This window comes from Methylobacterium sp. FW102-HT35C08, assembly GCF_058790235.1.
The window spans coordinates 888855-913267 of sequence record NZ_JBYTCL010000002.1 but is presented as its reverse complement, the minus strand read 5'-3'; the positions used below and the strand labels follow the sequence as shown (position 1 = coordinate 913267).

At 70.4% G+C, this 24413-nt stretch carries 39 protein-coding genes; 15 read left to right on the top strand and 24 right to left on the bottom strand.

Going from position 1 to position 24413, the window contains the following annotated elements; translation table 11 throughout:
- Positions 1 to 14: 14 nt before the first annotated feature.
- From AC3WSN_RS04545 to AC3WSN_RS04535, 3 genes are all read right to left on the bottom strand, one after another.
- Positions 15 to 221: a hypothetical protein gene (locus AC3WSN_RS04545; protein WP_192710338.1), complete on the bottom strand. Its 207-nt coding sequence runs from the start codon at positions 219 to 221 to the stop codon at positions 15 to 17.
- Positions 222 to 328: 107 nt separating this feature from the next.
- Entirely contained in the window at positions 329 to 598 is a 270-nt protein-coding gene (locus AC3WSN_RS04540; protein WP_492536542.1) for a hypothetical protein, read from the bottom strand.
- Positions 599 to 683: 85 nt separating this feature from the next.
- Entirely contained in the window at positions 684 to 2705 is a 2022-nt protein-coding gene (locus AC3WSN_RS04535) for a hypothetical protein (protein ID WP_492536541.1), read from the bottom strand.
- Between the two features lie 183 nt (positions 2706 to 2888).
- On the opposite strand from AC3WSN_RS04535, the gene AC3WSN_RS04530 reads away from it, so the two are divergent.
- The 3 genes from AC3WSN_RS04530 to AC3WSN_RS04520 all read left to right on the top strand — a co-directional run bounded on the left by AC3WSN_RS04530 (position 2889) and on the right by AC3WSN_RS04520 (position 4589).
- On the top strand, positions 2889 to 3863 hold the full coding sequence (locus AC3WSN_RS04530; RefSeq protein WP_492536540.1) for a hypothetical protein: 975 nt from the start codon (positions 2889 to 2891) through the stop codon (positions 3861 to 3863).
- A 79-nt stretch (positions 3864 to 3942) separates the two neighbouring features.
- The gene (locus tag AC3WSN_RS04525; protein WP_492536539.1) at positions 3943 to 4191 is read left to right on the top strand and encodes a hypothetical protein; all 249 of its coding nucleotides are present in this window, start codon (positions 3943 to 3945) and stop codon (positions 4189 to 4191) included.
- Between the two features lie 71 nt (positions 4192 to 4262).
- Positions 4263 to 4589: a hypothetical protein gene (locus tag AC3WSN_RS04520; RefSeq protein ID WP_492536538.1), complete on the top strand. Its 327-nt coding sequence runs from the start codon at positions 4263 to 4265 to the stop codon at positions 4587 to 4589.
- A gap of 35 nt (positions 4590 to 4624) precedes the next feature.
- Here AC3WSN_RS04520 and AC3WSN_RS04515 read toward each other — a convergent pair whose 3' ends face one another.
- Positions 4625 to 4852, bottom strand: a complete 228-nt coding sequence (locus tag AC3WSN_RS04515) for a hypothetical protein (protein ID WP_492536537.1) — start codon at positions 4850 to 4852, stop codon at positions 4625 to 4627.
- Between the two features lie 411 nt (positions 4853 to 5263).
- Between AC3WSN_RS04515 and AC3WSN_RS04510 the strand changes: the two genes are divergently transcribed.
- A complete protein-coding gene (locus AC3WSN_RS04510; protein ID WP_492536536.1) occupies positions 5264 to 5521 on the top strand; it encodes a hypothetical protein in 258 nt (85 codons plus the stop codon).
- An 86-nt stretch (positions 5522 to 5607) separates the two neighbouring features.
- On the opposite strand, the gene AC3WSN_RS04505 is transcribed toward AC3WSN_RS04510, so the two are convergent.
- The 3 genes from AC3WSN_RS04505 to AC3WSN_RS04495 form a co-directional block, all read right to left on the bottom strand.
- Positions 5608 to 5850 carry a hypothetical protein gene (locus tag AC3WSN_RS04505; RefSeq protein WP_192710346.1) on the bottom strand — a complete coding sequence of 81 codons (243 nt, stop codon included), beginning with the start codon at positions 5848 to 5850 and terminating at the stop codon, positions 5608 to 5610.
- A 67-nt stretch (positions 5851 to 5917) separates the two neighbouring features.
- A complete protein-coding gene (locus AC3WSN_RS04500; protein WP_492536535.1) occupies positions 5918 to 6394 on the bottom strand; it encodes a phasin in 477 nt (158 codons plus the stop codon).
- An 88-nt stretch (positions 6395 to 6482) separates the two neighbouring features.
- Entirely contained in the window at positions 6483 to 6677 is a 195-nt protein-coding gene (locus AC3WSN_RS04495; RefSeq protein WP_492536534.1) for a hypothetical protein, read from the bottom strand.
- Positions 6678 to 6796: 119 nt separating this feature from the next.
- On the opposite strand from AC3WSN_RS04495, the gene AC3WSN_RS04490 reads away from it, so the two are divergent.
- Entirely contained in the window at positions 6797 to 6988 is a 192-nt protein-coding gene (locus AC3WSN_RS04490) for a hypothetical protein (RefSeq protein WP_010685423.1), read from the top strand.
- An 11-nt stretch (positions 6989 to 6999) separates the two neighbouring features.
- Here AC3WSN_RS04490 and AC3WSN_RS04485 read toward each other — a convergent pair whose 3' ends face one another.
- The 8 genes from AC3WSN_RS04485 to AC3WSN_RS04450 form a co-directional block, all read right to left on the bottom strand.
- Positions 7000 to 7305, bottom strand: a complete 306-nt coding sequence (locus AC3WSN_RS04485; RefSeq protein WP_492536533.1) for a hypothetical protein — start codon at positions 7303 to 7305, stop codon at positions 7000 to 7002.
- 115 nt (positions 7306 to 7420) lie between these two features.
- A complete protein-coding gene (locus AC3WSN_RS04480) occupies positions 7421 to 7672 on the bottom strand; it encodes a hypothetical protein (RefSeq protein WP_492536532.1) in 252 nt (83 codons plus the stop codon).
- Between the two features lie 65 nt (positions 7673 to 7737).
- Complete coding sequence (locus AC3WSN_RS04475; RefSeq protein WP_192710350.1) at positions 7738 to 7917, bottom strand: hypothetical protein; 180 nt, start codon at positions 7915 to 7917, stop codon at positions 7738 to 7740.
- An 87-nt stretch (positions 7918 to 8004) separates the two neighbouring features.
- Positions 8005 to 8304, bottom strand: coding sequence for a PilZ domain-containing protein (locus AC3WSN_RS04470; protein ID WP_373622389.1), 300 nt, complete (start codon positions 8302 to 8304; stop codon positions 8005 to 8007).
- A gap of 230 nt (positions 8305 to 8534) precedes the next feature.
- Positions 8535 to 8717: a hypothetical protein gene (locus AC3WSN_RS04465; protein ID WP_192710351.1), complete on the bottom strand. Its 183-nt coding sequence runs from the start codon at positions 8715 to 8717 to the stop codon at positions 8535 to 8537.
- A gap of 250 nt (positions 8718 to 8967) precedes the next feature.
- Positions 8968 to 9228 (bottom strand): hypothetical protein, encoded by a 261-nt coding sequence (locus AC3WSN_RS04460; protein WP_492536531.1) that lies wholly within the window; start codon positions 9226 to 9228, stop codon positions 8968 to 8970.
- Between the two features lie 205 nt (positions 9229 to 9433).
- Positions 9434 to 9709: a hypothetical protein gene (locus tag AC3WSN_RS04455; RefSeq protein ID WP_192710366.1), complete on the bottom strand. Its 276-nt coding sequence runs from the start codon at positions 9707 to 9709 to the stop codon at positions 9434 to 9436.
- Positions 9710 to 9989: 280 nt separating this feature from the next.
- Positions 9990 to 10457, bottom strand: a complete 468-nt coding sequence (locus tag AC3WSN_RS04450; protein ID WP_492536530.1) for a Ros/MucR family transcriptional regulator — start codon at positions 10455 to 10457, stop codon at positions 9990 to 9992.
- Between the two features lie 341 nt (positions 10458 to 10798).
- On the opposite strand from AC3WSN_RS04450, the gene AC3WSN_RS04445 reads away from it, so the two are divergent.
- The 5 genes from AC3WSN_RS04445 (at position 10799) to AC3WSN_RS04425 (ending at position 12410) form a co-directional block, all read left to right on the top strand.
- Positions 10799 to 11005, top strand: coding sequence for a hypothetical protein (locus AC3WSN_RS04445; protein ID WP_192710353.1), 207 nt, complete (start codon positions 10799 to 10801; stop codon positions 11003 to 11005).
- Between the two features lie 34 nt (positions 11006 to 11039).
- Entirely contained in the window at positions 11040 to 11225 is a 186-nt protein-coding gene (locus AC3WSN_RS04440; RefSeq protein WP_492536529.1) for a hypothetical protein, read from the top strand.
- Positions 11226 to 11277: 52 nt separating this feature from the next.
- Positions 11278 to 11532, top strand: a complete 255-nt coding sequence (locus AC3WSN_RS04435; RefSeq protein WP_492536528.1) for a hypothetical protein — start codon at positions 11278 to 11280, stop codon at positions 11530 to 11532.
- A gap of 117 nt (positions 11533 to 11649) precedes the next feature.
- Complete coding sequence (locus tag AC3WSN_RS04430; RefSeq protein ID WP_492536527.1) at positions 11650 to 11883, top strand: DUF6894 family protein; 234 nt, start codon at positions 11650 to 11652, stop codon at positions 11881 to 11883.
- Between the two features lie 98 nt (positions 11884 to 11981).
- Positions 11982 to 12410 carry a hypothetical protein gene (locus tag AC3WSN_RS04425; RefSeq protein ID WP_492536526.1) on the top strand — a complete coding sequence of 143 codons (429 nt, stop codon included), beginning with the start codon at positions 11982 to 11984 and terminating at the stop codon, positions 12408 to 12410.
- Between the two features lie 32 nt (positions 12411 to 12442).
- Here the strand turns inward: AC3WSN_RS04425 and AC3WSN_RS04420 are convergent, their stop codons facing one another.
- From AC3WSN_RS04420 to AC3WSN_RS04405, 4 genes are all read right to left on the bottom strand, one after another.
- Positions 12443 to 12736 (bottom strand): hypothetical protein, encoded by a 294-nt coding sequence (locus tag AC3WSN_RS04420; RefSeq protein ID WP_192710357.1) that lies wholly within the window; start codon positions 12734 to 12736, stop codon positions 12443 to 12445.
- 356 nt (positions 12737 to 13092) lie between these two features.
- Positions 13093 to 13227: a hypothetical protein gene (locus AC3WSN_RS04415; RefSeq protein WP_492536525.1), complete on the bottom strand. Its 135-nt coding sequence runs from the start codon at positions 13225 to 13227 to the stop codon at positions 13093 to 13095.
- Between the two features lie 143 nt (positions 13228 to 13370).
- Positions 13371 to 15398, bottom strand: a complete 2028-nt coding sequence (gene thrS, locus AC3WSN_RS04410) for a threonine--tRNA ligase (RefSeq protein ID WP_492536524.1) — start codon at positions 15396 to 15398, stop codon at positions 13371 to 13373.
- 1238 nt (positions 15399 to 16636) lie between these two features.
- Entirely contained in the window at positions 16637 to 18031 is a 1395-nt protein-coding gene (locus AC3WSN_RS04405; RefSeq protein WP_492536523.1) for an RsmB/NOP family class I SAM-dependent RNA methyltransferase, read from the bottom strand.
- A 57-nt stretch (positions 18032 to 18088) separates the two neighbouring features.
- Here AC3WSN_RS04405 and AC3WSN_RS04400 point away from each other — a divergent pair, with 57 nt between their 5' ends.
- Together AC3WSN_RS04400 and AC3WSN_RS04395 are read left to right on the top strand one after the other, a co-directional pair.
- Positions 18089 to 18310, top strand: a complete 222-nt coding sequence (locus AC3WSN_RS04400; protein ID WP_238198866.1) for a DUF1674 domain-containing protein — start codon at positions 18089 to 18091, stop codon at positions 18308 to 18310.
- A 59-nt stretch (positions 18311 to 18369) separates the two neighbouring features.
- Positions 18370 to 18678 carry a cupin domain-containing protein gene (locus tag AC3WSN_RS04395; protein WP_492536522.1) on the top strand — a complete coding sequence of 103 codons (309 nt, stop codon included), beginning with the start codon at positions 18370 to 18372 and terminating at the stop codon, positions 18676 to 18678.
- Positions 18679 to 18691: 13 nt separating this feature from the next.
- Here AC3WSN_RS04395 and AC3WSN_RS04390 read toward each other — a convergent pair whose 3' ends face one another.
- On the bottom strand, positions 18692 to 19201 hold the full coding sequence (locus tag AC3WSN_RS04390) for a L,D-transpeptidase (protein WP_492536521.1): 510 nt from the start codon (positions 19199 to 19201) through the stop codon (positions 18692 to 18694).
- Between the two features lie 434 nt (positions 19202 to 19635).
- Between AC3WSN_RS04390 and AC3WSN_RS04385 the strand changes: the two genes are divergently transcribed.
- Positions 19636 to 21240 (top strand): Na+/H+ antiporter, encoded by a 1605-nt coding sequence (locus tag AC3WSN_RS04385; protein WP_492536520.1) that lies wholly within the window; start codon positions 19636 to 19638, stop codon positions 21238 to 21240.
- A gap of 47 nt (positions 21241 to 21287) precedes the next feature.
- On the opposite strand, the gene AC3WSN_RS04380 is transcribed toward AC3WSN_RS04385, so the two are convergent.
- Both AC3WSN_RS04380 and AC3WSN_RS04375 read right to left on the bottom strand, forming a co-directional pair.
- Positions 21288 to 21566 (bottom strand): hypothetical protein, encoded by a 279-nt coding sequence (locus AC3WSN_RS04380; RefSeq protein WP_192711036.1) that lies wholly within the window; start codon positions 21564 to 21566, stop codon positions 21288 to 21290.
- A 144-nt stretch (positions 21567 to 21710) separates the two neighbouring features.
- Complete coding sequence (locus tag AC3WSN_RS04375; RefSeq protein ID WP_492536519.1) at positions 21711 to 22169, bottom strand: GNAT family N-acetyltransferase; 459 nt, start codon at positions 22167 to 22169, stop codon at positions 21711 to 21713.
- A gap of 146 nt (positions 22170 to 22315) precedes the next feature.
- Here AC3WSN_RS04375 and AC3WSN_RS04370 point away from each other — a divergent pair, with 146 nt between their 5' ends.
- On the top strand, positions 22316 to 23224 hold the full coding sequence (locus tag AC3WSN_RS04370; RefSeq protein ID WP_492536518.1) for a glycine--tRNA ligase subunit alpha: 909 nt from the start codon (positions 22316 to 22318) through the stop codon (positions 23222 to 23224).
- 14 nt (positions 23225 to 23238) lie between these two features.
- Here AC3WSN_RS04370 and AC3WSN_RS04365 read toward each other — a convergent pair whose 3' ends face one another.
- Both AC3WSN_RS04365 and AC3WSN_RS04360 read right to left on the bottom strand, forming a co-directional pair.
- Entirely contained in the window at positions 23239 to 23580 is a 342-nt protein-coding gene (locus AC3WSN_RS04365; protein ID WP_192711033.1) for a DUF6883 domain-containing protein, read from the bottom strand.
- A gap of 5 nt (positions 23581 to 23585) precedes the next feature.
- Positions 23586 to 23825: a DUF4926 domain-containing protein gene (locus AC3WSN_RS04360; RefSeq protein WP_192711032.1), complete on the bottom strand. Its 240-nt coding sequence runs from the start codon at positions 23823 to 23825 to the stop codon at positions 23586 to 23588.
- Between the two features lie 141 nt (positions 23826 to 23966).
- Here AC3WSN_RS04360 and AC3WSN_RS04355 point away from each other — a divergent pair, with 141 nt between their 5' ends.
- On the top strand, positions 23967 to 24410 hold the full coding sequence (locus tag AC3WSN_RS04355) for a DUF3828 domain-containing protein (RefSeq protein ID WP_492536517.1): 444 nt from the start codon (positions 23967 to 23969) through the stop codon (positions 24408 to 24410).
- Positions 24411 to 24413 lie beyond the last annotated feature (3 nt).

Here is a 24413-nt window from a genome sequence, read left to right as displayed (position 1 = left end):
GAGAATCCGCCGCCTCAGCGGGCGGCCGGTGCGGAGAGGGCCGCCTGCGTGGTGCCGTGCGAGGTGGTCGCGTCCGCGGGTTCGACCAGCGGCACCGTCGCGGCGGAGAGCGCCAGGGCGGCGAGGAACAGGCCGGTGGCGGCGGCGCCGGCGCGGGGACGCGGCAGGCGAACGGCGTAGCGGCGCTTCGTCGGGTTCAGACTCCGATCGGATCGGGACATGGCAGGTCTCGTCTGGTTCGGGGTGGGCGTCATGCGCCCGTCATGCCGAAGCAACGCCCACGGGGGGCGCGACGGTTCCCGGCGCGACGCAGCCGGTGCGGCGGCGATCAGCCCCTGGCGGCGAGGCGCCGCGCCAAGGCCCCGAGGGCGCAGCCGGCGAGATACGGCGGCAGGATCAGGGCGGCGCCCTCCAGCCAGAGGCCGGCCAGGCCGGGCACGAACCCGGCCAGCGCCGCAGCCGCCACGAGCCCCGCCAGGACCCAGAGCCCGAGGGGCACGGCGTACCAGTCCGGCCAGCCCGCCAGCGCCCCGACCACGAGGCCGAGCGCGGCCGCCCCGGCGAGCCCGGGCCAGAATGCGGCAAGCAACAGCGTCACGGCCGTCCGGCCTCCCTGGGCGCGCGGACCCCTCGCGCAGATGGGCGCGTCCCGGCGGGCGCGCGTGCGGCGGATCGGACGGCGCTCACGGCAGCAGCGCGAAGACGACGGGCCCGGCCGGCCCGTCCGGCCCGACGCTCACCTGCTCGGGCCGTGCCCCGGCCTGCAGCAGATACTCGATCACGGACTGCGCCCGCAGCCGCGGCAGATCCGGCGGCGGCTCGTCGGCGGTCTCGGCGGGCTTCTTCGCAGCCGGCTTACCGGGCTTGGCCGCCTCTTTCCCGGCCGGACCCTTGACGGTCTTGCCGGTATCCTTGCCGGAATCCTTGGCCGCATCCCTGGTCTTGTCCTTGGCCGTATCCTGGGACGTCGGCTTGGCGGCCGAATCCGGCTTGGCGGTCAGGTCCGGCTTGGCGGAACTGGCGACGCGGGCCGGCTCGACGGCGTCCGGACGCGCCTCGTCCCCGGGGGCCGGGGCCGGCGCTTTGGGCTTGGCCGGGTCGCCGGTGCCTGAGACCGTGATGCGCAACGCCGGGCACGCCTTGGCGACGGTCGCCAGCGCATCGAGCGTCGGATAGAAGGACGGGGCCAGCACGGGGCTGCCCGCCGGGAAGCGGAGATCGGCCCCCGCCACGGCGGCAGCGAAGTCCGCGCGGCAGGTCTCGGGATCGCGCCGCTCCGGCGCCTGGCGGGCGGACACCGCCGCCTGCCCGGTCCAGCCGGGTGGCAGCGCCTCGGCCAGCCGCCCGGGCACGCGGCTGGCGGTCTCGCGGTAGAGGCTCTCGCCGGTGAGCGTCAGAGCGCGGTCCGAGACGGCGATCTCGCCGGAGGCCAGGCTCGTCACCAGGGGGGCGGCGGCGGCCAAAGCCGCGCCGAGGTCGGGCGGGGCGCCCTCGGCGAGGCGCGTACGGTCAACGACCGGCTCCCGGAACAGGCGCGGCCGCAGGGCATCGAGCACCCGCTCGCGCGTGGCCGTATCGGGCAGGTGGCCGGTGAGCGTGACCGAATCCGCCGTCCGCCGGATCACCACCCGGTAAGGCGAGAGCGGCCGCGCCGTCAGCGAGACCGTGCCGGCCCTGATGCCGGCCGGGCGGGCGTCGCGCATCAGCGCCTCCGCGTCGGGGATCGCCTGCCCGTCGATGGCATCGCCCGTGACCGAGATCGCCCCGTCCGCGAAGGCGACGCGGCCGGACTGGATCAGGTCGGCGAGGCGGAATGCGAAGGCGATCAGGCCTTTCGGGTCGATCGTCGGGTCGAGGCCCCGGGCGGCCAGCAGGTGATCGTCGACGGTTCCGCCCGCCGCGGCCTCGGTGGCGGCACGCAGCGCAGCCTCGCGGTCCGACGCGGTCGGCGCGAACCCGTCGAGCGCGATGCCGCGGGCCGTCTTCTCCACGACGAAGCGGTAATCCGGCACCACCGGCGGCACGATCTCGATCCGCCCGATGCTGAATCCCGCCGGCGGGTCGGACAGGGACGCCCGCAGCGCCTCGTAGGCCGGCATGTCCAGGGCCTCCCCCGAGAGGCTGAGCACGGTGTCGCTGAGCGCCGCCCGGCCGCCCTTCGCGAGCCCGGAGAGCCGCGCCGCCAGGAACGCCGCCGCGCTCGGGAAATCCGGCGGGGCGCCGCGGGCCGCCCGGGCCGTGTCGTCGAGGGTGGTGCCGGGGTTCAGCACGCCGGAGATCCGCGCCTCCAGCGACAGCCGGCCGATCTCCACCGGGCGGCTGCCTTCCAGGGCGATCCGGTTCGGCCCGCTGCGGATCGCCGCCCACTGGAACGGCGCGGCAGTCTCGACGATCCCGACCTCGGAGACGATCCGGTGAGGCCCGTCGAGAGCGGCGAGGCGGGACAGCACGGTCTCGCGCTCGCCGACATCCGGCGCCTCCCCGGCCGCCAGGAGATCGCGGCCCCTCGTCTCCAGGCGGAGCCAGGGCTCGCCCGTGGCGGTGGCCGTGCCGGCCGCGACCGTCGCACCTTCGGCCTCGAGCCGGTCGGCGATCTGCGGGGCGGCGTAGAGCGTCGCGCTTACCCAGATCAGCGCGAGCGCCGGCAGGCCGGCGAGCCAGCCGGCGCGGCGCAAGCCTGGGGCGAAGGATTCGGGCAACGGCACGATCGCAGGTTCGGGCGGATCCGCTTGGGAGACGACACCGCCTTTCCGGCAGCATGAAGGCCGTTCGCGTCCGTCCCGGACATCGCGGGCGCGCCTCCACGGAGCCGGCCCGCGTCGGCGCGCCGCCGGAACCCCCTTGGAATCGGTGCCGTTGGCCTCCCAATGCCTCCTGCGGAGATCGTCATGCGGGCCATCCTCGCCACCGTCCTGCTGCTGCCATCCGCTCTTCCCGCGGAGGCCCAGAGCCTGTCGGCCACCGCGACCGTGCCCAATTCGGCCGCGCTGGAGCCGACCACGGCGATCGCCAATCCCGGGCAGCTCAGCCTCGGCGGCGGCACCACCACGAGTCCTTTCCCGGTCCTGTCGGCGCAGTCCGGGGGCTTGGTGAATGCCGGCCAGCTCAGCTTCGGCGGCGGCGGGGCCGGCGGCAGCATCCGAGCGCCCGGCGGCACGGGCCTGGGCGGCAGCCAACTCGGCCTCTCGGGATCCGGAAGCACCGGAGGGGCCGGCATCGCCGGATCGACGCTCGGCGTGCTCGGGACCAGCGCCACGATCGGCGCCACCGGGACGCGGAGCGGGTTCAGTACTTCATCGAGCGCAGCCTTGGGCTCGATCTCGGGCAGCGCCCTGTCGTCCACCTCCGGCACGATCGGTCTGGGTGGCGGATCAGCCATCGCCACGAGCCTGAACACCAACGCCAACGCGGCCTCGACGGTGGCCTCGTCGTTCGGGACATCCGGATTCGGGAACGGGTCTGGGATCGCCGCGAGCCTCAGCACGACCGCGACCTCCGCGTCGGCGCCCGGTTCCGGAGCGACCGCGAGCAGCACGGCCACCGGCGCCGCCCTCGGTTCCACCACAGGCCCGACCTTCGGAACCTCCGGCGTCGGCGGCGGGACGGGCCTCGCCACGAGCCTCAGCACTGGTGCGGCAGCGTCGCCCGCCGCGACGGCGACTGGCGGGGGCGGTTCGGGCGGCGCCGGGATCGCCGCGGGATCGGGCGTGACGGCAGCCCGGGATCTCGTCCCGCCGACCGCTGCGGCCCGGGCGGGCGGCGCGGGCATCGGCGGCGGCGCGGCCGCCGCCCCGGGCCGGACCAGCGACATCTGCAGCGGTCCCCTGGCGGAAGCCTGCCTCGGCGGGGCCGGCGCGTTCTGATTGGCGGCGCTGCGCGGAACCGCGGCTCTGCCGTCGCGGTTCATTCTGCTCCGGCACCTCGGTCGGACAGGAGGCAGAGATGAACGTCATTCTGGGCCGCGTGTCTCTCGCGGCCGCTCTCGTTCTGGGTGTCTCAAGTGCGGCCCTGGCGCGCGAGGCTGGTCCCAAGGCCCACGGCGCAGGGCATGCGTCGGGTCTTCACGGGATCGGTTTCGCTGAGCCGAAGTTCCGGTCCGCCCTGCGCACCGGCAAGGATCAACCCTACACGTGGCCGGTGAGCGACCGCTACCGTCCGGTGTCGCAGCCCTTCTACGGCCGGGCCTACTGAGGCCTCTCCATCGCAGGGGCCGGCACGGGTGCGCCGGCCTCGCTCCAGCGTCTGAGCCAGGAGAGTGCGTGATGCGTCCGCTGAGCCGGCTCCTCCTCGCGGCCTTCGTCCTCGCGCCCGCGGCAGCCCGGGCCGGCGAGTTCGCGCAGACTCCCCCCGCCCCGGGTATGGCGCTGACGTTGCCGGATCCCGGCATGGCCAGCGGCACCCCTGCGCCTGCCCCGCCCCCCGCGCTTGGGGCGCCACCGCCGGTCGCGGCCCAGGCCGACTTCACCGGCGGCCGGCGGCGGCTCCGGGCTCTCGGCAGCGGCTTCCCGTCCATCGACGGCCAACTTCCCAACCAACGCACAGGGCCGCGGCGCGAGCACGTGGTCCACGACATCTGCATCGGCTGCTGAGTGGGACGCCGGCCTCCACGATTCCTCAGTATGCTTTATTGCAGCGCGCGCGAGAGCGTGTTCGCGCGGATCCAGCGAGGCGAGAGGATGTCGCCCGCCTCCGTGATGATCCAGGGCTGCGCGTCCTCGGACTCGATGGCCTGGGCTGCGGCGGCCAGGGCCTCGCGCAAGGTGGCGAACGGGCGCCCCTCGGCTGAATGGCCAGGTGCGCGCTTCGGCCAGACGGTCAGCTCGGCGCGCTTGTCGAGATCGGCGGGCGTCATGCTCTCGCTCCGGAGGTTTCGTCGGTTGAGGGGCTCTAACGCGCCCGTGTGACGCGGATCTGGCGACGGTGTTGCCGATTCGTGTCGGGCGCCGCGCGAGATGCCGACGGCCGAGTTTTGGACGGCAAAGGCTCCACCTGGGCCGTGTTCGAAAATTTAATGTGCCCACGCCTCAATTTTACTTTGAGAGTTCATGAGCGGAAGTTTATTTCATTTGCGCTGAATGCATGACGCGATCAGTGTTGCCGTTGAGGAAGCACCTGTGCATCGATCTCGAACACTGCATTACCCTGCCGATTTGGCGCTATGTTGCATTGCGTCATTATCATGACGCGCCGCACAAATCCGTGCTCTCATGCGGTCTCCCATCGCAGCCTGTGATGGGAGCCGCGATCGAAACGGAGACGCACCATGCGCACGATCCTCATCCTCGCGTCGGCCGCGCTCACCTCGGCCGCCGTCCTCACAGTTCCTGCCAGGGCCGAAGAGCTCCTGCACCTGACGCCGCCGCTCTATCGGGAGCAGGCCCGGGCCACGCAGCAGGCGCATCCGGCCGGCGACCTGAAGACCACACCGCAGCCCGTGGCGGTGCCGGTGAATGGCGGCAGCCGGACCGTGTCGATGGTTGACCGGCCGATGATTCAGGCCTCCGCTGAGGCTTTGCGCTGACGGCCCCTGCGGGACCGTTCTGACGGTCCCGCATCGAAGCGGTCGGCATCGTCCGCGTGGCGCGCGGGACTTCGTACCACCGGCGGTCAGACGATGTGCAAGTCCTGTGCGGCCGCCGCTGGTGACACGCCCCGTCGGATCAGCCGCCGCGTCCGCGCCTGCTGATCCAACTCGGCTTTCAACCCGGTCCCGGCCGCCCGGTAGAGGTCCAGGTACAGATCCCACCACGCATATTGGGCCGCCGTCACGAGCAGGACAGCAATTTCGGCCTGTCGCAAGCCCAGCCGCAGGCTCTCGTCCGCCAAGCGGCCCACCTCCCCGTAGATCATCCGCGTCCCCGCTTCGATCCGGCCGGCGGCACCCAGGTGCGACGCCGGCCATCCTGTCCCGATGCGCTCAGTGCGCGGCCTGCTGCGCCTCGTTCGCCGCCTGCTGAGCTGCATCCTGGCCCTGCTCGACGGCCTTACGGGCCTCGTCGGCCCCCTGTTGCACCGCCGCCCGAGCCCGCTCCGCACCCTGCTGGAACGCGCCCTGTGCGAGGCCGCCCAGCTCCTTGGCCTGCGCCTGCATGGCGGCGAACCGCTCGCGCACGTACTCGGCCTGAATCTGTGCCGCTTCGGGGAGCGAGCGCGCGGCCGCGAGCTTCTGCCCGAGATCCAGCGCGGCGCGGACGTTCTGCTCGGCGTAGTCCAGGCCGCGGGCATAGATGTCCTGCGTGCTGGTGCGGGCGAGATCTGCCGAGCCCTGCAGGGTGTCGGTCGTCCGCCGTGCGGTTCCGATGAAGCTTTCGAACGCTTTCCGAGCCTGCTCAAGGCTGGTCTCGGCCATATCGCGCAGCTGCGGTGGGACCTCGTAGCTTGGGATGTTCGCCATGATTGGTCTCCTCTAGGCCGCCTTGCAGGCGCGGCCGGCTTGTTTGTGCGCCGCACAAGCTGCCGCGTCCAGGCACGATCGAGTCGGATCAAATCTCGGTCTCGCGGCGCACCACGGCGTCCTCACCGCTGCCCTTCTGCGACAGGCCGACATCCGGATCCTCGTCGGTGATCGGCACCGGCTTGTGCTCGGCATCCGGAGCGGTAGCAGCGGGTTCGTCCGGTCCCGGACCTTGCTGTCCGGCACCGGAACCTGGTGACGCTGCCGGGTGCGCGGTCGTCATCCGGAACCTCCCTGCCCCATCAACGCGGGGGTGGCTCTCAGGCTCCCGGCTGGTCGATTCGGCAGGAGCCGGATCGCCGCCGCGGCGCTATATGGGGTCCGGAGAGCGAGGAGAGTGTTGTGTTCACCGTGAAGGGGATCGATCCGTCCGGGCGCGTCATGACCTTCGCCTGCGGAACCGATGAGCAGGCGATGGAGAAGACCTGGGAACTCGCGCGGCGCGGCTTCCGCGAGATCACGGTTGCCGATCCGAAGGGCAAGGAGATGTCCGCTGCCGCCTTCGAGCGATCCCTGAACATCGATTGGGATTGAGGACCGAGCCCCTACCGATTCCCCAGAGCCGGCCCGCCGGCCGTGCCGCCCGTGCCCGGAGGACCGCTCGTCGGGGTGCCGCCGATCGTCGCCCCCGGCGTGGTGCCCGGTACGGTGGCGTTGCCCTGCGCAGCCGCCGCGCCGTTGCGCGGTTCGCCCGCACGATCCGAGCCCACCGACCCGGCCGGGACCCCGCCGGTCGTGGCCGGGGCCTGCACGCCGGTATTGCCGGCGCCGCCGGTCGTCACCTGTGCCCGTGTGGGAGCGGTCACGAGGACGGCCAAGGCCGCGGAGAGCAGAAGAGTCGTCAGCTTCATCAATCGATCCGTCGTGCGTGGTGCGACGCCAACGGCTGCCGGGCGGAGAAGTTCAGCCCCCAGGCACGAGCCCACGCACGAAACCCTCCGAGTTCCTCCCGGAACACAGGGGCTTTCAGTGCAGCTCGTAGCAATTCGTGACCACGCGCGGGCTGCGCGTCACGTCGTACAGGATCGAGCACTGGACGAGATACGGCCTGTCTTTCCTGCGAAACAGAATCAGGGAGGAGCGATTGTCCAGGGTCCCGGCATAGCCTGCGATCTCCCAGCCGTCCGCTGTGAGCCGCTCAATGCTGAGCGGGGGCTCCGCAGCGCGCGCCGTAGAGATCCAGCCGAGACAGGCGAGGAAGCCCGCAGACCATCGCATCCCCGCAGCTTAGTCCCGCTGCCGCCCCGCATACAACCGGGGCTTCACCATGTGGACGGGGCGCCTCAGAGCCCCGGCACCTCGTCGATCTCAGGCGCCGGCTCGTCGCGCGGCGCCGGAGGCTCCTCGGGCGCGGGCGGGAGTCGCGGCGGCGGCATGTCGCCGGTATTGGGCGGCATCGGCAGGCCGTGCGGCAGATCGGGCTCGGGCAACTCGCCCGGGTTCGGAGCTTTCGGATCCGGCATGAGGCGTCCCCGGCATATCCCTCGTGTGAACGATCGGGAGGCGCGAAGGTGCCCGAATTCTCGCGAAGGGCCGGACTGCCGCTGCGTTCAGGCCGGCTGCAGGGCTTCCCGGGCGGCCGGCCGGCCTGGATGCAGGGACGACACGCCGTTGGCGGTCGCGCCGATCTCCTCCGCTTTCCGCCAGACGGCGCTGCACACGAGGATCTCGTTGCTCGCGTCGAGGCTCAGCACGAAGCTGTCCGGAACGATCTCGGCCTCGGGGAGCGCCACGCGCACGCCTCCGAGAGACCGGTCGTAGACGATGCAGGGCAGGCTTCGATGCTCGTCCACCGAGATGCTGCCGGTCTCATTCAGCAACGTGCGCGAAGCGCTGCGTCGTTCGAACATTGCCGCCTCTTGAAATTCCAGGCGGCAGGATCGGCTACCCGCGTTCAGGCAGGGTTTTCAAAATGCGTTGGATTTTCGCTATCGCGATCGTGCTGTGAATTATGAGTTCTATTCTCGCATTCTGGGGGTATTCAGCGGGCAAATACAGATCGCACGTCGCCGCCCGCCGGGCGAGAGACCCGGCGGCCTGCAGGATGCGTATCCGTCCGCTCCAGGCGACCGCGGCCTCCCTATCCGGTGATCACTTCGACAAGGGTGGTCAGAAAGCCGAGGGCGACAGCGCCGATCCCGCTCATGAACGCGACATCCCAGCCGGCGAAGTCCTTCGACCGGGGCGCACGCAGGAAGGCGAAGAGCGTGACGGCAGCCCCGCACACGACGAGGGCAATGGCGAGATAGATGGACCGAGACATGACGCTTCCTCCTGCGCCGGTCTCGCGGCCCTTCAGGGCTCTTGTGCGGACGTGTGCGACCGGCGTGATGTGTTTAAGCTCATCCGTTGTCGAAAGATGACAGACGATCAAGCGGTGAACAAGTCGCTATTCTGTTCTGCACTGCGGAACGACATGTCTATGCGCCGCTGAGATCTGACCTGGGCGCGGAGCTCTTGCCAATTCGTGCGCCAGGGCTGTTCTTTCGAAGGGGCGTGCGCGGCCGTAGTGGTCAATCGGTGAAGTTGCGGACGCCGTCGATATTCAGGATGTCGCACTGGTCGGCGCACCATTGCTCCGCGCCCACCGCGGCGATCTCGCTCGCAACGCGCTGTCCCTTCTCGACGATGATGGCCTGCGCCTTGTGGTGGCCGATGGCCGCGTCGAGGGCGCGGCGGACTGTCCGGGACAGTCCATCGGAGACCGCGTCATTCACCGTGTAGAGCTTGCGACAGTCCAGCACGATGCCGGCCTGCGCCCCGACGATCCGCACCAGCCGTCGATCGCGTTTCCTTGCGCTGCTCGGCTCGCTGCTTCCTCGGCCGCCTGGTCACGTGGCAGCGGCCAGCAAGCGGGGCGTAGAACGCCTCTCATCTCGGGCATTTCCCTTGCCGGCCCGAAAGCGGACCGGCCCACGGGAACGCCGTAGCCTCTGTGCGGTGCCCGGAGGGCCGTGAGGTTCAGTCAGGCCCGGCCGTTCACTTCCGCGCGGCCATGAGATCGTGGGTCAGGACCGTCAATTTGCCGATGAGACTGCTGATGTCGGAGCTCTTGCACGACCACTGCGTGCCGATCGCCTCGCCCTCCGCGGAGACGGAAACCACCGCCACCGAGCGCAGACGGCCTTCGCGGGCGAGCGCCAGCTGATCCTGCAGCACGGCGATGATCGATGCCGTATCCTCGTCGGCCACGGCGGGCGTGATATGCGCCGGGAACGGCACCACCGTGCTCGTCATCGTCTGCTCTCGCTTCATGGTCCGGAATCCCTCGGTTTTCGTCCTCGGGCTCCGACGTGCGCAGCAGCTTTGTGCAGAGTAAGGCAGCTTGTCCGTGTCGCGCGATGTCTTGGACAAGTGTGGCGGCGCGGCAACGATGGCAGGCGCGTCAAAGACCTGATCATCGGTGGGGCCGCCGCCGCGGCATGCGCCGACGCGTATTTCGGATGCGGTCCACCGGCGCATCATCGGCCGGGCACCCCGTCGCAGCGCCGCGCGGGTCGGTGCTGTGACGGGGTGCCCCGGAGACGGACGGCCCTCAGGCGGCCTTGCGGCCCTTGCGCTCGCGCTCGGCCATGGCGCCGGGCTGTCCGAGGCCGATCGCCTTGGCCAGGGCGGAGCGCTGCTCGGCGTAGCTCGGGGCGACCATCGGGTAGTCGGCCGGCAGGCCGTAGCGATCGCGGTAGCTGCGCGGGTCGAGGCCGTGGCTGGTCAGGTGACGCTTGAGCGTCTTGTAGGTCTTGCCGTCGATGAAGCTGACGATCCCGTCGGGGCGGACCGACTTGCGGATCTGGGCGGCGCTCGGCTTCTCGACATCGGCCTGCACGGCCGCGCCGGTGTCGGCGGTCAGCGTGCCGGAGACGAGGCCGGCGATCGCGCCGTGCACGCGCGTGATCAGGGCCGGCAGCTCGGCAACCGGCACGGGATTGTTCGACACATAGGCGGCCACGATATCGCCGGCCAGCTCGATGAAGTTGGTATCGGGCCCGATGGTTTCTTCTGTCACTTCAAGATTCCTAGTGTGCCCCTCACGGCCGATTTGCTACTTTTGATGGATGAATGCAAGTTACAAAACGGTTTTGCGGGCAGCATTTCGCGCATGATTGGCATGCCTGGCGCGACCGGTGGGCGGGTATTTTTGGCAATCGATGCCGAGACCTTGTGCAGCCGCATGCGGATCTGTGTCGGGATCACGATATTTTTCACGGTGCGGGGCCGGGAGACTTCAGCACCTAGAGTCACCGATCCTGCCGCGCGGATACGCTGAAGTTTGTCCCTTGCCGGAACGCGCGGTCCGGCTGACGCTCGTGCGGTGACGCAGAGGCCGAGTCGTGGCATGGCCCAGCCATGCTCCTGCTCGCGCTGCTCCTCGCCCTCGTGGCCGTCCTCGTGGCGATGATCATCCTCCGCCGATGGACCGGCCGTCTGGCCTCACTGGCCACGCTGATCGCGGGGGCGATCATGGCCCTGTGGCTGGCCGAGGTTGGCCTGCTTCCCGGGTCGAAGGGGCCGCTCACCGAGACCCGGCCACTCGTTCCCGGGCTCGACCGGTAACGGTTCGGTAAACGTGTCGGCGCGAGCATGCCGCATGCCCACGCTCTCCGCCCCGCGCCTGCTCACCTTTCTGGTATCGATCGTCCTGATCGGCCTCGCCGTCGCCAGCCTCTACACCCGAATCCCCATGGTTGGACGTGCGGTGGTCGCGCACCGGCAATGGTTCTTCATCGGCGCCTACGTCCTGCTGGCGCTCGGGGTTACCACCCGCAGCCTGTGATCGACGGCGCTCCCGTCTGGTCGGAGCCGCCGACCGCCCGGACGAGATCGGCATGACCCTGAAGACCAGCTTCGTGGTGCAACCGTTCGAGATGCACCGGAACCGCCTGCGGCCCGCCCGCCAGGAGCCTGCCCAGAGCGAGTTCGGTGCTCTCAAGAAGGCTGAGGCGCTCGCCGCGCACCTGCCGGGCGCGGCGGCGCTGAAGGTCGTTGCCGATGATGAGACGTGTGAACTCGAAGGCGTGACGATCCTCGGCCAGTTCGGCACCATCCCGGACGATTTCGCCGAGACGCTGCAAGGCGGTTGACAGGCCCTCCGCTTCCTCATGCGACATCAATGACGCCCGGTTGCTGCTCACCGGAAACTACGTAGAAACAACCTAGACTGATCGTTGCGGCCACAAGAGCTTGCCGAGCCGAAGCCCGTGCCCCGCTACTTCATCGATCTTCACGACGGCGCCAACTTCGTGCGCGACCATAAGGGATTCGACCTTCCGGACCTCGCTGCGGCGCGGGCGCAGGCGGTCCGGATGATGACGCGCTTGGCGCAGGGCTTGGCGGATCCCCAAGAGCGTCAGGATTACGTCATCGCCGTGCGCGACGATCAGGGCGCAATCCGCCTGCGCCTTCGCCTCTCCTACGACGTCGAGCCGGGCTGAGAGCGTCGCCGACATCAAGTCGGGCAGGCCGGCGGGATAGCGCGACGCGCATCCGCGTTGACGCTGCGCCGGCGCGGGCGCACGGCTGAGGAGATCGGATGCGACGTTCACCCCCTGCGCTCAAGCCACTTGCGGCGGCGCTCGTGCTCCTCTGTGCCGTAGACCGGGCGGCGACGGCCCAGACCACGGCAGCGCCGCAGGTCGGCTCGGCGACGGCATCCGCCGACAACGCCGTTCTGCTGACGGTTTTCCTGCGTCACGACCAGTCGCGCCCGCTGGCCGAGCTGAATGAGCAGCTCGCCAAGCAGGGCTTCTACAAGGCCTTCCCGCCGCCGGGGATCGAGGTCGTCTCGTGGAACGTCGTCATGGGGATCGGGCAGATCATCACGCTGCGGTTGCCCGCCACGCGGCTCCGGGAGATCAACCGCGTCCTTGAGGATACCGCCTGGGGCGCGTACCGGACGGAGTTCTATCCCACCTACGATTACAAGGCTGTCGGCCTCGGGGAGCACGAGAAGGCGCGCTGAGCCGGCGCCGCCCGTCTCGTCGGATCTCGGCGTCAGCGCTGGCCGCTGTCGCTGTTGCGCTGCGTGCAGCGCCACCCGGCGAGGCAGTTCGGCACGTCCGCGGACGGCTCGAAGGCCGGCGCGCCGGTCTCGTCCTGCTGGCACGCGCCAGAATCCAGGTGGACGGTCTCGTAGGCCGTCTCGCTCCGCGCCAGCATGACGGTCCGATCGTGGGCGACGCGAGCCTTCAGCGCCGCGCAGGTGAGGTTGCGCGTATAGACCCGCTCCTGCGCGGCGGCGCCGGTGGCGACGACGGCCAGAGCGAGAACGGCAGCGAGACGGATCATGTAGACCTCCGGGCGTGTTCGGGCGCGGCTCGCGTGGCGGTATCGCGCCGGCCTTGCGTCCTCAACCACCCGTAGCGCCGCGCCCCGCAGGGTCCAGCCTGCGGGGTGTCTCGGTGTCGATGCGGATCGGGAAGCGAAGCGCATGGGCCTCCGGTCAGGCGAAATGCGCCGGTAGCGACAGGCTCTGCGCGTACAGGGTCAGGGCCATGGCGCCGCCCATCAGGGTAGCGGCCAGGGCGACGCGGTTTGTCCAGTTCATCGTTCGTCTCCACTCACTGCATCTCTGTCTTCGCGGTGTGGAGATGACATAAGCTCAAGCATTCGGGCCGGGTGTGCTCCATGACACACCCGACAGGTCAGGCCGGTGCCGCGGCGCCCGCAAAGGAACCGAGAACCGCCGCGTCGGCCCGCTCGGCCAGGGCCTTCGCCCGCGTCGCGTGCAGAGGGGCGCAGGCGATGACGATGGCGGCCGCGCGCGCCAGCTCCTTCAAGGTCTTGCGCGCAGGCTGCGCCAGCGCCGGATTGTACGATCTGAGGTAGATCCCGCGAATCGATGATCGCGAAATCTCGAGCGTGACTACTCCCGATCCGGAGAATTTTCCGCGCCCCGGCAGGTCTCGAACCGGAAGACCCCTCAGGGGGCGTTGTGCTCGACATGATGCCCGTCGAGCACCGTGTCGCTGGTCGGGACCGTCTCGGCCACGGCTTGTGCCCGGCGGAGGTCCGGCGCGGTCGCCTCCTCCAGGAAGGCCGCCACGGCGTCGGAGAGCGGCAGCGTGCGGGTCTGCTGGCTGCCGAGCCGCCGGATCGAGACCGTCCGCTCCTCGGCCTCGCGCTTGCCGAGCGCCAGAAGCACAGGCACCTTGGCCAGCGAGTGTTCCCGGACCTTGTAGTTGATCTTCTCGTTGCGCAGATCCGCCTCGACCCGCAGGCCGGCGCGCTCCAGGGCGCGGATGACGTCCCGGGCGTAAGCGTCGGCCTCGCCGGTGATCGTCGCCACCACCACCTGGACCGGCGCCAGCCACAGCGGGAAATGCCCGGCGAAGTGCTCGATCAGGATGCCGGTGAAGCGCTCCATCGAGCCGCAGATCGCCCGGTGGACCATCACGGGCGGCTTCCGGGCGCCGTCGGCGTCGATGTAGAAGGCGCCGAATCGCTCGGGCAGGTTGAAGTCGACCTGCGTGGTCCCGCATTGCCAGTCGCGGCCGATCGCGTCGCGCAGCACGTACTCGAATTTGGGCCCGTAGAACGCGCCCTCCCCCGGGTTGACCGCGGTCCGGATCCGCCCGCCGGACTGCTCCTCGATCTGCGCCAAGACCCGGGTCATCACCGCCTCGGCATGATCCCAGAGGGCGTCGGAGCCGACGCGCTTCTCGGGCCGGGTCGAGAGCTTCACGATGATCTGGTCGAAACCGAAATCCGCGTAGGTCGAGAGGATCAGGTCGTTGATCTTCAGGCACTCGTCGGCGAGCTGGTCCTCGGTGCAGAAGACGTGGGCGTCGTCCTGCGTGAAGCCGCGCACGCGCATCAGCCCGTGCATGGCGCCGGACGGCTCGTAGCGGTGGACGATGCCGAACTCGGCCATGCGCAGCGGCAGGTCGCGGTAGGATTTCAGGCCGTGCTTGAAGATCTGCACGTGGCCCGGGCAGTTCATCGGCTTGAGGGCGAACCAGCGCTTGTCCTCGGCCTCCTCGCCGGCCGATTGCGCGGCGAACATGTTCTCCCGGTACCAGCCCCAGTGGCCGGAGGTCTCCCACAGGGCCTTGTCGAGGATCTGCGGCGCGTTGACCTCGGCGTAGTCGCCGCGCAGGCGGCGGCGCATGTAGGCGATCAGCTCCTGGAAGATCGTCCAGCCCTTGGCGTGCCAGAAGACGACGCCCGGCCCCTCCTCCTGGAAGTGGAACAGGTCCATCTCGCGGCCGAGCCGGCGGTGGTCGCGGCGCTCGGCCTCCTCCAGCCGATGCAGATAGCCGTCGAGATCGGCCTGATTCGCCCAGGCCGTCCCGTAGATGCGGGTCAGCATCGGGTTGTTCGAATCACCCCGCCAGTAAGCCCCCGCGACCTTCATGAGCTTGAACGCGGTGCCGACCTTGGCGGTCGAGGTCATGTGCGGGCCGCGGCACAGATCGAACCAGTCGCCCTGGCGGTAGATCTTGAGATCCTCGCCCGGCGGGATCGCGTCGACCAGCTCGACCTTGAACTTCTCCTGCTTGCCGGCGAACAGCGCGCGCACGTCCTCCCGCTTCCAGACTTCCTTGGTGAAGGGCGCGTCGCGCGAAATGATTTCGCGCATCTTCGCCTCGATCTTCGGGAAGTCCTCGGGCGTGAACGGGGTCTCGCGGAAGAAGTCGTAATAGAAGCCGTTCTCGATCACCGGGCCGATCGTGACCTGGGTCTGGGGCCAGAGCGATTGAACCGCCTCGGCGAGCACGTGGGCGCAATCGTGCCGGATGAGTTCCAGGCTGCGTGGGTCGGTGCGGTCGAGGAACTCGATGCAGGCATCGCGGTCGATCGGATCGTCGAGGTCGGCGACCGTGCCGTCGAGCGCCATGGCGACGGTGCGCTTGGCCAGCGACTTGGCGATGCCCTCGACCACGGCACGGCCGGTTGTGCCGGCGGCGATCTCACGGGTGTTGCCGTCGGGGAAGGTGAGAATCGGCATGGGTTCAAGCGTCTCCGGGCTCAGTCCTGCATACGGGGCAGGTAAGCGTCTGCGGGGGAGCGGCCGTGTAGACCGAATTCTTTGGGGAGGAAACGGCCGTGCCGCGCATCGCTGGCCCGAGCCTGTCCACAGGCCCCGCGCCATCGTCTCCGCGCACGTCCGGCCATCCCGGGGCGCTGCGCGCGACGAGACGGGTCATGCGGTTGCCGCTTCATGTCCTCGCCCGCCCACCGCACGCCGTCCTCCCGGGGCCGCGCAGCGGAGCCCGGGATCCAGAGCCGCCGCGGCGGCAGATCCGGCGACGACGCGTGTCTGGATTGCCCGCCTCCGGCGTGCCCCTCCGAGTCCGGGCTCGCCTGCGGCGCCCCGGAATGACGGCGCAGGGTGGGAAATCGGCAAAGCGTCCGGCAGGCAGGTTACCGCCCGCCATGCGCGATCGTCCCCGCGCGCGGTTGGCGCCGGGGGCATGGCCCAAGAGACGAACACGCGGGACGCGGGACGCCGCGGGAACCCAGGTGTCGGCCAGTCAACGCGCGGGATCCGATCCCCGCGGCGCCCGCGGCATCGACCGGGCATGGTCCCCGGCCGGTGCCGTCTTTCTCGTCGCGGTGTCTCCGACGTCCCGGTCCTGCGCCGGCCTGCCAAGCGGTCTCAGGCGAGGCGCACGCGCCTCCGGAACCCGCTATCAATGCCGTGGCCTTCCAGCCGTGTGCCCGCCTCGTAGTGGGCGGATCCGCAGGGTGCGTAGGGTCGGCCCAGTGGCGGGTCGGCGCGGGGACATTTCGGCCCCCGCCGGGCAGACTGCCGCCCGGTCTCACGCCCGCCACCGAGACACGCCCCGTACCGGCACGCCGCCCGGGGCGATGGCGGCTGAGAGCCACCGACGCGGGCACCGCCCCGCGCCACGGACCCACCCGGTCAGCCACCGGGCGGGCCCCGTAAAGGACGCCCCGGGATCGCTCCCGGACCGCCGTGGGCAGGTGGCGGCTAATGAGCACAAAATAGGAAAATTGTCAAGGGCGGAGCGTGCTCTTCGCCGCGCTGCTGAGTGTATATCGCCCCCGCATCGTCGTTCCGGGGCGCCGCAGGCGAGCCCGAACCCGGAGGGGCACGCCGCAGGCGGGCAACCCAGACCCGCCGACGGTGCCAAACCTGGCCGCGTCGGCGTGTCTGGATCCCGGGCTCCGCTGCGCGGCCCCGGGATGACGGGGTGGGGCGGCACCGGTGCGGCCGAGCCCCTACCCCGCGCGCTGCAGCCGGCTCGCGAAGAAGCCGTCGAGGCCGCCGCGGGCGCCTGGAACCTCGGACAGGTGACACGGAAGGGTGCGCAGATCGCCGTTGGCATCGATCAGCGCCGTGGTGCCGCCGACCTCCTCGGGCTGGACCGGCACGCGCACGAACCGTGCGTCGCGGGCCAGGAAGGCGGCGACCTGCGCCTCGCCCTCCTCGGGCTCCAGGGAGCAGGTGCAGTAGACGAGACGCCCACCCGGACGCACCAGCCCGGCCGCGTGGTCGAGGAGCTTGGCCTGAAGCGCGGCGAGCCGGGCGATGTCGGCCTCCGACTTGGTCCAGGCGACATCCGGGTGGCGCCGGATCGTGCCGGTCGCCGAGCATGGGGCGTCGAGGAGCACCGCATCGTGATCCTGACCTTCGAGCGCCAGGGCGTCGGCGACTACGATCTCGACGGCGAGGCTGAGCCGCGCGACGTTCTCGCGCAGGCGCTCCAGCCGCGGCGCCGACCGGTCGACCGCGGTGACGCGCGCCCCGGCGGCGGCGAGCTGCATGGTCTTGCCGCCGGGCGCGGCGCAGAGGTCGAGGATCCGGGCGCCGGGCTCGGGCGCGAGCAGCCGGGCCGGGATCGCCGCGGCGGCGTCCTGCACCCACCACGTGCCCTCCTGGAAGCCCGGCAGTTCGGGGATCGCCGGCCCGTTCTCCGGCAGGCGCAGGGAGCCGGTGGGGAGCCGCACGGCGCCGAGCCGCTCCGCCCAGTCCGCCGGGTCCCCGCGGAGGGTGAGATCGATCGCCGCCCCCGCGAGATGGGCCTGCGCGATGGCGCCCGCGCGCTCCGGCCCGTAGGCCGCGCTCCAGCGGCGGGCGAGCCAGTCCGGCGTGTTGGCGGCGAGCGCGTCGGCGCCCTCGGCCAGGATGGCGTCGCGCTCCCGGGCGATCCGGCGCAGCACCGCGTTGACGAGGCCGACGAGATGCGCCGTGCGGCTGTCCGCCTTGGCCAGCCGCACCGCGAGGTCGACGGCCGCATGGTCGGGGACCGCGAGGTCGAGGATCTGGGCGGCCGCGGTGGCCAGCAGGGCCGTGAGCTGGGGCTTGGCCGCGGGGAGCCCGCGTTCCAGCCGGGCGGCGAGCGCCGCGCGGATCATCCCGTAGCGCCGGAAGGTCGCGACCGCGATGGCGCGCGCCAGGCCGGCATCCGCGGGCGCCAGCGCCTCGGACCGGATCGCCTGGGCGAGGGCTTCGTCGAGCGCGGGCGGCCGCTCCTGGCCGATCAGGGCGGCGACCGCCTGCTGCGCCGCGCGCCGCGCGCCGAGTCCCGCCGCGTTGGCGTCGGCCCTATCCGGGCCCGTGCCCCGCGCCGAAGTCCTGTCCCGCGTGTTGCGGCCTGTGTCCCGCGATGCCACTTCTTCTCCCGAGCCGAATGCTTTTCCGATCCACGCCCTCACACCCGAGCGAGCGCGATGCAAGACCCGAACAGACACGACCCGGATGCAGCCGGGGCCGAGCCCCGCAAGCTCAGCCCGGCGGCGGAGCGCGCCCTGGCCGAGGCGGCCGAACGCCGCGCCGCGATCGACGCGCGCGCCGCCGAGATCAGCGCCCGGCCCGAGCGCCTGGGCCGCGGCGGCCTGGAGCCGGTCCGCTACGATGATTGGGAGGTGAAAGGCCTCGCGGTCGACTTCTGAAGCCGGAACGCCGCGGCCCAAGGGCCGTTCCCCTGGCTGACCGACAGGGAGATCAGGCGATGGCGACAAAGGTATCGGCGCGGGGCGCGGCCGAGGGGCCGCACGGCGAGATTACCCTGGCCCGGGGCGAGCGGCTCGGGATGCGGATGTGGCGGGCCGAGGCGCCGAACGCCGACAAGCCGATGACCACCTCGCCCCACGAGACCGTGGGCTACGTGATCAGCGGCCGGGCCGAGCTGGTCGTCGGCGGCGAGACGGTGGCGCTGGCGGCCGGGGATTCCTACTGCGTGCCGGCCGGGGCCGAGCACACCTACCGGATCCTGGAGACCTTCACGGCCGTCGAGGCCACCGCCCCGCCGGCCGGCTGAGCGCGGCCGGAGGTCAGTGCGTCATGTAGACCTGCGTGCCGACATCGACACGCGCGTAGAGGTCGACGACGTCCTGGTTGAACATCCGGATGCAGCCATAGGACGCGTAGGTGCCGACCGAGCCCGGCCGGTTGGTGCCGTGGATGGCGTATTCACCGCCCGCCAGGGTCATGGCCGCCGCGCCCATCGGGTTGTGCGGCGAGCCGCCGGCGATGAGGTTCGGCAGGCGCGGGTTGTCGCGCTTCACCTCGGCCGGGGGCGACCAGGCGGGGGCGACGTATTTCCCGTCGATGGGCTTGGTGCCGAACCATTGCTTGCCCGGCCGGCCCACCGCCACGGGGTAGCGGATCGCTGTCCCGTCGCCGTTCACCAGGTACAGCTTGCGCTGCGACACGCTGATCACGATCGAGCCCGGCTCGACGCCGTTCTGGAAGGGCACGATCTCGCGCGCCTGCGCCGTGCCGAAACAACCCGCCAGCACCGCGCCGGCCATTCCCAATAAAGCCGCGACCCGACCCGACATGATGTGTTCCTCGACAAGCAAGAGCATCTGCGACCCAGTAATCCACGGTCGAGCTTGTCGTTCCAGGAAAAGCTATGGTTGATGCCGTGTCGTTCCCCGAAACTGTCGGCGACGGTAAAGGAGCAACGTAAATCGACGGGGCGTGAGCGGGGCGCTGTTGGATAAGAATAGCTTTCTCCGGTTGCTTCAAAGATCTCGGCTGCGTTCACCGATCGGAGAATTGTCTGGACTGTGGGCAGCTCCGTCGCTGCGGGAGCGCAGTGGCGACCCCGCAGGAGGCGGCCGAGGATTGCGCCGCCGGCTGGAGGGCTTGCGTCGCGGCCTGCCGACGCGGGCCGCTCCGGGCGCGCTCGCGCTTCGGGTATCCAGCCTTGAGGTAAGCGTCCTAGAACAGCCGCGCTTGCCGGAGTTCCGGCGCCGAGACCGGTCGATCCATGACATCCGTTGCCCTGTTCGAGCTGATCCTGGGCCTCCTCGGCGCGGCCCTGCTGCTGTCGCTGGCGGCCGGGCGTCTCGGCTTCCCGCCGGCCGCCGCTTTGGTCCTCGGCGGCATGGCGCTGGCGGTGGCGCCGGGTCTGCCGGCCTTCGATCTCGATCCGGACCTGATCATGGTCCTGTTCCTGCCGCCGCTCCTGCTCGAATCGGCCTACTTCACCGTCTGGCGCGACTTCCGGGCGAGCTTGAGCCCGATCCTGTCCCTGTCGCTCGGGGCGGTGCTGTTCACGACGCTGGTGGTCGGGCTCGTGGCGCACATGATCGTGCCCGCCCTGCCCTGGGCCGCCTGCTTCGCGCTGGGGGCGATCGTCTCGCCGCCGGACGCCGTGGCCGCCAAGGCGGTGCTCGCCCGCGTCGCCCTGCCCCGCCGGATGATCACGATCCTGGAGGGCGAGAGCCTCGTCAACGACGCCTCGGGCCTCGTCCTCTACCGCTTCGCCGTGGCGGCCGCGCTCACGGGTAGCTTCAGCGCCTGGGCGGCGGCCGGCAGCTTCGCATGGCTGGCGGTGGCCGGCGTCGCGGTCGGGTGCGCCTGCGGGCTGGCGGTGAACGCCGTGATGCGGCGGTTGCAGGACGCCAACGCCATCACGGTGCTGAGCTTCCTGGCCGCCTACATTGCCTACCTGCTGGCCGAGGAGGTCCACGCTTCAGGCGTGCTCGCCGTGGTGGCCTGCGGGCTGATGATGGGCGGCCGGGAGCACGAGACCTTCGACGCGCACGCCCGTCGCCATTCCGTGGCGGTGTGGGAATTCGTGGTGTTCGTGCTGGAGGCCCTGGTCTTCGTGCTGATCGGGCTGGCGCTCCGCGGCGTGCTGGCCCGGACCGGCGGCGAGACCGGCGCGCTCGCGTCGGCGCTGCCGCTGGCGCTCGCCGTCACGGCGGCCTGCGTGGCCGCCCGCCTGCTCTGGGTGTTCCCCGCCGTCTACCTGCGGCGGATCCTCTCGGCCCGGCTGCGGATGCAGGAGCCGCCGACGAGCCCGGCCGTGCCGCTGGTCGTCGGCTGGGCCGGCATGCGCGGGGTGGTGACCCTTGCGGCCGCCCTGGCGCTGCCGGTGGACTTCCCCGGCCGCGACGCGATCCTGATCTCGGCCTTCGTGGTCATCCTGTTCACCGTGCTGGTGCAGGGCACGACCCTGGGCCCGCTGATCCGCCGGCTCCGCCTCGATCCCGCGGCGCACCTGCCCGACGGCCATCTCGACGCGCCCATGGCCCGGGTTGTCGTGAATGAGGCCGGCCTCGGCGCCCTCGAGCGGCTGGTGTTCCCCGAGACCGGCGCGCTGCAGCACCCGCGCCTCGTGGAGGAATATCGCCGCCGGGTCCGGGCCACGTCCCGGGACCGCGACGAACGCAAGGCTCTGGAGACCGAGAAGAGCGAGCACTTCGCCGCCGCGCTGCTCGCGGTGCGGTCCGGCCGAGCGGCGCTGATCGGACTGCATCGGGAGAACCGGATCCACAGCTCGGTGCTGCGGCAGCTGGAGGCGGAGATCGACCTGGAGGAACTCCACCTCAAGCGTCTGGCCGGGACCGCGCCGGCCCATGGCTAGACTGGCTCATAGCTAGACTGGCCCATGGCTAGACTGGGGCGCAGCCCTCAATGGGCGGCGCAGCCATCCGCCGGCTGGCCGTAGCCGCCATAGACCACCCGCACCTTGCGCAAGCAGGCACCCTCGGCCTTCGCCCCCGTGGCCACGGGGGCGACCTCGACCGGCTCGACCCGGAGGGTCGCGGCGACCGGCTGGTCCTCGGAGATGGCCAGCGCGCGGCTGGCGCTCATCACGAACGGCGTGGCAACGAGAGACGAGATGGCGAGCGCGGCGAAGACGGCGATGTTCTTGCGGCCGAAGTTGTTAACGGTGCGAGCGGTTCGCATGACTGGTCTTCCGACGTGTTCGGCAGCGCTGAGGTGCCGATATCCCCTGTTGCGGCGATAACTTGGCCGCGGGCTTGGCGGTTCCAGGTATTGCCCCAAAAACCGCCACGCTTGGGTGTCCCGCCACACGTGGGAAGAACGTCTTCAGATAATCTTGCGGTACTGCACGAAGCCCGATTTCTCCGCGATCCGGTCATAGAGCTGCATCGCGTCGGTATTCGTCTCGTGCGTCAGCCAGTGGACGCGGGAGCAGCCTGCGGCCTGGGCCGCCGCGTAGACGTGCTCGATCAGCCGCCGGCCGATCCCGAGCCCCCGGGCTCCGTCCGCCACGAACAGGTCCTGGAGGTAGCAATAGTCGCCGATCGTCCAAGCCGAGCGGTGGCGGATGTGGTGGACGAGGCCGATCGCCTCCGCGCCCCGCCACGCCAGGGCGCCGTCGACCGGCTCGGCCGGGTCGTTGAGGCGGGTCCAGGTGGTGTCGGTGACGTCGGTCGCGAGGTCGACCTTGTAGAAGGCCTGGTAGCTCCGCCAGAGCGGCAGCCAGGCCTCCCTGTCCCCGGAACCGATCGGGCGGATCGCGAGGGCGGCCGTGTCAGCGTCCATGGTGTTCTCCGGGTGCAGTTCGGGACGATCGGATCATCATCCGGCTCCGTCACGCAAGCGCCGCCGCCTTGCACCCCCGCCCCCTCGCACCTAAACCGGCCCGCCAGCGGCCCGACCCGCCGTGCGAGCCCGAGCCATCGAGTCCCATGTCCCAGAAAAAATCGTTCCAGGGTCTGATCCTGACGCTTCAGGAATTCTGGGCGGCGCAGGGCTGCGTGATCCTCCAGCCCTACGACATGGAGGTCGGCGCCGGCACGTTCCATCCGGCCACGACCCTGCGGGCGCTCGGCCCGAAGCCCTGGAAGGCGGCCTACGTCCAGCCGTCGCGCCGGCCCAAGGACGGCCGCTACGGCGAGAACCCGAACCGGCTCCAGCACTATTACCAGTTCCAGGTGATCCTGAAGCCGAACCCGCCGAACCTGCAGGAACTCTACCTCGCCTCGCTCAACGCCATCGGCGTCGACCTGAAGCTCCACGACATCCGCTTCGTCGAGGACGACTGGGAGAGCCCGACGCTCGGCGCCTGGGGTCTCGGCTGGGAATGCTGGTGCGACGGGATGGAGGTCAGCCAGTTCACCTATTTCCAGCAGGTGGCGGGCTTCGAGTGCGCGCCGGTGGCGGGTGAGCTGACCTACGGGCTGGAGCGGCTGGCCATGTACGTCCAGGGCGTCGAGAACGTCTACGATCTGGACTTCAACGGCGCCGAGGGGCCGGACCGGATCACCTACGGCGACGTGTTCCTGCAGGCCGAGCAGGAATATTCCCGCCACAACTTCGAGGCGGCCGACACCGCCATGCTGTTCCGCCAGTTCACCGACGCGGAGGCCGCCTGCCGGACCTATCTCGACGCGGGGGCGCCGGCCTCGGACGGCGAGCGCCACCGCATGGCGCAGCCGGCCTACGACCAGTGCATCAAGGCGAGCCACGTCTTCAACCTGCTCGACGCGCGCGGCGTGATCTCCGTGACGGAGCGCCAGAGCTACATCCTGCGGGTGCGGGAACTGGCCAAGGCCTGCGGAGCCGCATGGTTGAAGACCGCAGCCGGGGGTGCGTAAGGTCCCCGCTCGGCCTACAGCGGATAGGCCGTACAGAAGAAGCGGCGTGGATCGTCGGGCTTCGATTGCCAGACGGAACGAAACAGCGGATTGCTGCCGTCGGGGGTCTCGAGGGGACCCTCGTAGACGTATTTGCGTCCGTAGGTGGCATCGACCTCACGCACCAGCTGGCTCGGGCGCGCATGGCTGAACAGGGCCGCGATCAGCAGGGAGCCGCTGGCTTGCGTGAAGCCGCACGCTAGGAGGACGCGTGCCTTATGACGGCCTTTTCGGTGATCGAGATTGAGCAGGTAGCCGTGGATCTTGGACTCCGCGATCGTCAGATCAGGAGTCCAGTCGCCGTGATCGTCAGCCACCTGCCTCAGACCGCACGCAGAGCGTCCGCTCGGACCGTGGCATTACCGACCACCGGCTCATCGAACTCGACCTCGTAGGCCTCGCCGTCGCCCCAGATACCGACAATGGTGCCTTCCGCGTCTGCGGGAACCGTCATCCCGTCATCGGTCACCACATCGTGCAGCAGTACGACCACGCTCAACTCTGCGAGGCCCTGCGGCTGCGTGACCGGCGCACGCGACTGATACAGCGTGTCGAACGACATGCCTTATCATGTGCGCGCGGCGCCTGAGCGTGCAAGGGCCGCCCCGGTAAATCTTCATTGCGGAGCCCCTTGCCCCCTCATGCGTTGCAACCCCCGCCAACCGGCGCGCTTCGGCGCGTCCGCAGACGCGGGAACCTCGTGATGAAGAAGACCCTCCTCGCCCTCAGCCTCCTCGGGTTCGGCCTCGCCCCCGCGCTGGCGGCCGATCCTGGTCCGGAGGCCGTGGTCAAGAAGCTCTACGCCGAGCCGCACCCGAATCACTCCGCCGTCTACTCGAAGCGCCTCCAGAGCCTGTTCGATGCCGACGCCAAGCAGGCCAACGGCGCCACCGGCAACCTCGATTTCGACTATCGCCTCAACGGCGAGCCCCTGAAGCCCGACACCGTGAAGAGCCTGACCTTCAAGGAGGCCACCGAGGGCAAGGACCAGGCGAAGGTCACGGTGGAGCGCAAGGGCGGGGACGGCTCGAAGGCGATCGTCTACGACCTCGTGCGCGAGGACGGCGGCTGGAAGGTCTCCGACGCCCACGCGATCGGCGACCGGAAGTGGCAGCTCTCGGCCATCCTCAAGGGCGAGGCGCGCTGAGGC

Bases quoted from the DNA above. Each gene is read 5' to 3' on its own strand.
- AC3WSN_RS04420 (WP_192710357.1), bottom strand. From the start codon at position 12,736: ATGATCCGTCTCGCTGCCGTTCTCGCTCTGGCCGTCGTCGCCACCGGC.
- AC3WSN_RS04505 (WP_192710346.1), bottom strand. From the start codon at position 5,850: ATGATCTACGGGGAGGTGGGCCGCTTGGCGGACGAGAGCCTGCGGCTG.
- AC3WSN_RS04400 (WP_238198866.1), top strand. From the start codon at position 18,089: ATGCAAGACCCGAACAGACACGACCCGGATGCAGCCGGGGCCGAGCCC.
- AC3WSN_RS04375 (WP_492536519.1), bottom strand. From the start codon at position 22,169: ATGGACGCTGACACGGCCGCCCTCGCGATCCGCCCGATCGGTTCCGGG.
- AC3WSN_RS04455 (WP_192710366.1), bottom strand. From the start codon at position 9,709: ATGAAGCGAGAGCAGACGATGACGAGCACGGTGGTGCCGTTCCCGGCG.
- AC3WSN_RS04470 (WP_373622389.1), bottom strand. From the start codon at position 8,304: ATGTTCGAACGACGCAGCGCTTCGCGCACGTTGCTGAATGAGACCGGC.
- AC3WSN_RS04385 (WP_492536520.1), top strand. From the start codon at position 19,636: ATGACATCCGTTGCCCTGTTCGAGCTGATCCTGGGCCTCCTCGGCGCG.
- AC3WSN_RS04465 (WP_192710351.1), bottom strand. From the start codon at position 8,717: ATGTCTCGGTCCATCTATCTCGCCATTGCCCTCGTCGTGTGCGGGGCT.
- AC3WSN_RS04475 (WP_192710350.1), bottom strand. From the start codon at position 7,917: ATGCCGGATCCGAAAGCTCCGAACCCGGGCGAGTTGCCCGAGCCCGAT.
- AC3WSN_RS04520 (WP_492536538.1), top strand. From the start codon at position 4,263: ATGCGTCCGCTGAGCCGGCTCCTCCTCGCGGCCTTCGTCCTCGCGCCC.
- AC3WSN_RS04440 (WP_492536529.1), top strand. From the start codon at position 11,040: ATGCCCACGCTCTCCGCCCCGCGCCTGCTCACCTTTCTGGTATCGATC.
- AC3WSN_RS04435 (WP_492536528.1), top strand. From the start codon at position 11,278: ATGACCCTGAAGACCAGCTTCGTGGTGCAACCGTTCGAGATGCACCGG.
- AC3WSN_RS04395 (WP_492536522.1), top strand. From the start codon at position 18,370: ATGGCGACAAAGGTATCGGCGCGGGGCGCGGCCGAGGGGCCGCACGGC.
- AC3WSN_RS04380 (WP_192711036.1), bottom strand. From the start codon at position 21,566: ATGCGAACCGCTCGCACCGTTAACAACTTCGGCCGCAAGAACATCGCC.
- thrS (WP_492536524.1), bottom strand. From the start codon at position 15,398: ATGCCGATTCTCACCTTCCCCGACGGCAACACCCGTGAGATCGCCGCC.
- AC3WSN_RS04530 (WP_492536540.1), top strand. From the start codon at position 2,889: ATGCGGGCCATCCTCGCCACCGTCCTGCTGCTGCCATCCGCTCTTCCC.
- AC3WSN_RS04360 (WP_192711032.1), bottom strand. From the start codon at position 23,825: ATGTCGTTCGACACGCTGTATCAGTCGCGTGCGCCGGTCACGCAGCCG.
- AC3WSN_RS04390 (WP_492536521.1), bottom strand. From the start codon at position 19,201: ATGTCGGGTCGGGTCGCGGCTTTATTGGGAATGGCCGGCGCGGTGCTG.
- AC3WSN_RS04525 (WP_492536539.1), top strand. From the start codon at position 3,943: ATGAACGTCATTCTGGGCCGCGTGTCTCTCGCGGCCGCTCTCGTTCTG.
- AC3WSN_RS04500 (WP_492536535.1), bottom strand. From the start codon at position 6,394: ATGGCGAACATCCCAAGCTACGAGGTCCCACCGCAGCTGCGCGATATG.
- AC3WSN_RS04495 (WP_492536534.1), bottom strand. From the start codon at position 6,677: ATGACGACCGCGCACCCGGCAGCGTCACCAGGTTCCGGTGCCGGACAG.
- AC3WSN_RS04425 (WP_492536526.1), top strand. From the start codon at position 11,982: ATGCGACGTTCACCCCCTGCGCTCAAGCCACTTGCGGCGGCGCTCGTG.
- AC3WSN_RS04480 (WP_492536532.1), bottom strand. From the start codon at position 7,672: ATGCGATGGTCTGCGGGCTTCCTCGCCTGTCTCGGCTGGATCTCTACG.
- AC3WSN_RS04510 (WP_492536536.1), top strand. From the start codon at position 5,264: ATGCGCACGATCCTCATCCTCGCGTCGGCCGCGCTCACCTCGGCCGCC.
- AC3WSN_RS04485 (WP_492536533.1), bottom strand. From the start codon at position 7,305: ATGAAGCTGACGACTCTTCTGCTCTCCGCGGCCTTGGCCGTCCTCGTG.
- AC3WSN_RS04370 (WP_492536518.1), top strand. From the start codon at position 22,316: ATGTCCCAGAAAAAATCGTTCCAGGGTCTGATCCTGACGCTTCAGGAA.
- AC3WSN_RS04545 (WP_192710338.1), bottom strand. From the start codon at position 221: ATGTCCCGATCCGATCGGAGTCTGAACCCGACGAAGCGCCGCTACGCC.
- AC3WSN_RS04515 (WP_492536537.1), bottom strand. From the start codon at position 4,852: ATGACGCCCGCCGATCTCGACAAGCGCGCCGAGCTGACCGTCTGGCCG.
- AC3WSN_RS04445 (WP_192710353.1), top strand. From the start codon at position 10,799: ATGCTCCTGCTCGCGCTGCTCCTCGCCCTCGTGGCCGTCCTCGTGGCG.
- AC3WSN_RS04355 (WP_492536517.1), top strand. From the start codon at position 23,967: ATGAAGAAGACCCTCCTCGCCCTCAGCCTCCTCGGGTTCGGCCTCGCC.